The 3726-nt window shown below is 34.0% G+C and carries 3 protein-coding genes; all 3 read right to left on the bottom strand.

Annotated features, from left to right (window positions below):
- Positions 1–244: 244 nt before the first annotated feature.
- The 3 genes from ACP6PL_RS23140 to ACP6PL_RS23130 all read right to left on the bottom strand — a co-directional run bounded on the left by ACP6PL_RS23140 (position 245) and on the right by ACP6PL_RS23130 (position 3151).
- Positions 245–1195, bottom strand: coding sequence for a S1 family peptidase (locus ACP6PL_RS23140; protein ID WP_426547644.1), 951 nt, complete (start codon positions 1193–1195; stop codon positions 245–247).
- A 115-nt stretch (positions 1196–1310) separates the two neighbouring features.
- Positions 1311–2006: a COP23 domain-containing protein gene (locus ACP6PL_RS23135; RefSeq protein ID WP_426547643.1), complete on the bottom strand. Its 696-nt coding sequence runs from the start codon at positions 2004–2006 to the stop codon at positions 1311–1313.
- A gap of 686 nt (positions 2007–2692) precedes the next feature.
- A complete protein-coding gene (locus tag ACP6PL_RS23130; RefSeq protein ID WP_426547642.1) occupies positions 2693–3151 on the bottom strand; it encodes a helix-turn-helix domain-containing protein in 459 nt (152 codons plus the stop codon).
- Positions 3152–3726: the final 575 nt, after the last annotated feature.

The following is a 3726-nucleotide window of genomic DNA, read 5'->3' as shown; positions in this document are numbered from 1 at the left end:
TAGTTTTTCTGTTGCGTATAGCGCAATAGGAATTTTTACTTACTTATTTCCATCTCGAGGAAAGTCAGTCGTTCTGTTGCGTATAGCACAATAGGAATTTTTACTAAACTTTATATATGAAGTTTAGTAAAACTATCAACATAAGTTTTCTTATTGATTTTAGTAAATACTAATGCCATACCAAAATTAATCTATTCATCCTTACTACTTATTTGAAACCTGTTCCTATGACCCTTACCTTTTGCTAAACTCTCGACTTACATGATGAGTTAGACAAAATATTTGAATAAAATTTCCAATTCAGTAATTCACTAAAACCATCAAAAAGTAAATAATTGAAAATTTTACTACTAACAGTTTGATGGAACTCAATAGTTGATATAGATGCAAACTTTGGAGCTAATTTAGCTAGAGTTTCAATGGGAATAGCAAATGCTAAATGACTCATTTTTTGACGCAAAGTCACATTTGGTTGAGAACCATCACGATATACATAAGGATCTCCCCACAAAGGATAAGCGTGCATTCCATTAATTCCAATTACTTGCCCATAAATATTCAGTAAAGGACCCCCACTCATACCCTTTTTTATGACATTAGTGTAGCCAATTTGATAACCCTTTTCTAAGGGGCGATCAGACAAAATTGAAATTCTTCCCCTAGTGAATAAAAGTTCTGTATCTTGAGGTTTTTCTAAAGCAGGAAACCCCGCAGCAAAAGTTTTATCTCCTGTAGAAAGAGTAGTATAATTTTCTAGGGATGCAACGGTGTAGGTGGAGTGAGTGCTGCCAAATTCTAATAGAGCTAAATCATTTCCTTGAAAGTCTTGGTTTTCTATTTTATTTGCTTGATAAAAAAAACCATCTGGAGTCTGAATAAGATAAGATTTATAGTCACTATCTAAAACGTGCTGATTGGTAACAACTGTATAAACTTCTCCCTCTCGTTTCAAGATAATTCCTGACCCCCAACCATTTTCAGAAATAACTTTAACGGTGATTGATTTAGCTAAACTTTTAAGCTCTTTAATGGTACAAAAATCATTACAGTCGGCACAATTTTGACTTTGTATTTGAGTTGCTGAATTTTCCAGATCAGAAAAATTTTTAGGCAACATTTGTATTGGCAAATCAAATAACCCACTACCAATATAAGCTGCTAATATCAGCGATCGTAGATTCAGAAAATATAGCACTATACAAATAGGTTAAGATATTTATAAACGCTCAAACTCACTCTTACTTTTGACCTTTTGTACGGGTGATTTGCGAATCATCCCTACTGACTTTTAACTTGCGCGTAGCACTATATTACTCGATTCCCTTGTTTGCTAAACTTTCTAAATAATCATTAAAGTTTAAATAGAAACGAGAACTACTTTCATATAGCGGACCTGTGGTAGCACTAACCCGAATATCAAATAACTTTTGAATTGTTTCGCTAGCATTTTGGTAAGGTTTGAGAGTAAATAATACTCCTTGACACGGACCACCCTTTTGACCAGAAACACAGACAACAGGTTGACGATTAACAATGCCAGTTGTAATATAATCTAGTCTCCCATCATCGTAGAATAATTGAAACTTGTTTGATACTTGATGACAACGAGTCATAGGACTATATCCAGCAGACAAGAAATAATTAGAAACCCAGCGAATAACTGGATAAGTACCTTGTGGTGTTTTGACAAAAGTAGTTGGAATACCATTTTGGCCTTGGTCACAATAAAATGTATTAGGTCGAATTACAGGTTGAAATTCCTTAACTACAGACTGTGTTTTATCACAGGAGATTTGATTATCTTGCTCACAATTTTCTACTATTTTGTGAGGACAATTCTCATCTTCTCTACATATAGTCTCTTCATGTTTTTGGCATAGTCCTGGTTTGACTTCACAAAGTAACTGAGGTTTTGGTCTGGCATCAGCGGGATTATTGATAGTTAAATTAATCCCGAAACAGAAGGCAAATGCTATGATAATTTTTGTGTAAATCTTGATTTTCATAAGTACTAAATCTTGGTAGATTTCTATTTCAGGTTGTTTCAAAACAATAATTAATAATTATTCATTACTGATAGTTTTGATAACCTTCATCCAACTTATCAAGGTTTTTACTATGATTCCGGAAAAGTATGTGGAGCATTTTTGAAGTTGATGAGATATAAACTTTACTATAGAGGTACGCATAAGTCAAAAGTCAAAAGTAGTCTCTGATTGAATTTTGGGATTTACTAATGTTAAACACCTAAATGCGTAGTGGTATATAGTTTGATTTGATTTTTCTAAATATTATTTGTGCAACTAAATTATCTGTATTTGCTAATTGATATTCTTTAATTCTCTGTATGGTGTTTCTCAGTAAGCGTCAGGTAAACTTTTATTTTATCTTTCTTCCCTGTTGCTTCTTTCCTAAAGCTTAAAATTTTCTACCTCACGCTTTTTGGGAAATGCTGTGTTTAGTAATTTATGTTTTTTTGAACGTTATTTTTTTTAAGCTTCCAAGTAGAGCAATGCTTTTCATAATTAGTATAAAAATATTTAACGAAAATCGATCTATATATAGCTTATTTATTAACTAAATCCCCAGCAGCTAATTGACTGACAAAACCTTGTTTTTTTCAATATATATTTGAGGTAGCTAAATTTATTAAAATTCAATCAAAGCTGAGTGCTGAATGCTGAATGCTATATCAATCATTTTTATATTTTTTTTTCCAGTCAATCCCTAACCTTTTCAGGTAATCCCAACCTCGTTGAGGCCAGACATGATCCCGACCAGTTTTCTTAGCTATCCAACGAGCTACTTTTGGACCGGACCATGCGCCACCATCAGGAGCAGGCCCTTGTAAAGCCACCGATAGTTCCTGTTGCTGATCGGGAGTCAATAAAGATTTGGCAGGTGGTGGTTGACGATCTTTACTACGATTCTTCACAGATTCTGGGCCTTCTCGGTTGTAGCGCCCAACAATTTCCTTAGCATAGTCATAGTTAAGTCCAACAACTTGAGCTGCCTTTTTAATAGACCATTGTTGAGCAATCAGAAGCAGGAGATGCCACCGACGGGATTCGATGGTGTCTGGAGCTTGTCGGTAACGAATTTTCAGTTCTTCTATAGTCAGATATTGTTTCAAACGAGCTTTTGGTGGCATAGCTCCTACCAGGAAATCATGGGAATTTCCTAGTTTCTCAACTTATTTGTCTTATTTTCCGGATAAAATCTAAAATTTGGATCTAAAAAATTACTATGAGGAAAATTATTTGATTTCAACTGAAAGGTTTATATCCATCTGCTTTTTAGCATTTTTATCCTTTATCCTAGTCTGGTAAGTAGTTGTACTTTTAGGAATTTCTTAGTTGAGAAAGGCAACAGACAACAGGGAGTCAGTAGGATATACAATTAATTTTGCTTATGCAGTTAATAATATTAAGCCTTATTTCATTAATTAGCCATAATAAAAATTATATAGCTGTCGAGAGAAAATATTTTTTTGGAGCGGAACTTTGCGCAAAAAAAATTCCCATTGTTGCCGAGAAATCAAGGTATAAACCATATCCATTTATGGAGAAAAAGCGGTCGTTTAGCTAGTTTCAATAATTGATAATTGATAATGAATAATTGATAATTACCTCTTCCTTTTAGGGAGAGGATTGAGGCGGTAGGGAAAATTTTTTCTTCTCTTGGTCGATTGGATATGGCGTTTAGCGTTCCGCACAACGCGCGTTA

The sequence above is a fragment of the Dapis purpurea BLCC-M126 genome, assembly GCF_050015975.1.
Classification (GTDB): Bacteria; Cyanobacteriota; Cyanobacteriia; order Cyanobacteriales; family Microcoleaceae; genus Trichodesmium.
The sequence above is the reverse complement of the archived record's forward strand: the minus strand, read 5'-3'. Positions and strand labels throughout refer to the sequence as shown.

Coding starts and splice junctions, on each gene's coding strand:
- ACP6PL_RS23135 (WP_426547643.1), bottom strand. CDS start 2,006: ATGAAAATCAAGATTTACACAAAAATTATCATAGCATTTGCCTTCTGT.
- ACP6PL_RS23130 (WP_426547642.1), bottom strand. CDS start 3,151: ATGCCACCAAAAGCTCGTTTGAAACAATATCTGACTATAGAAGAACTG.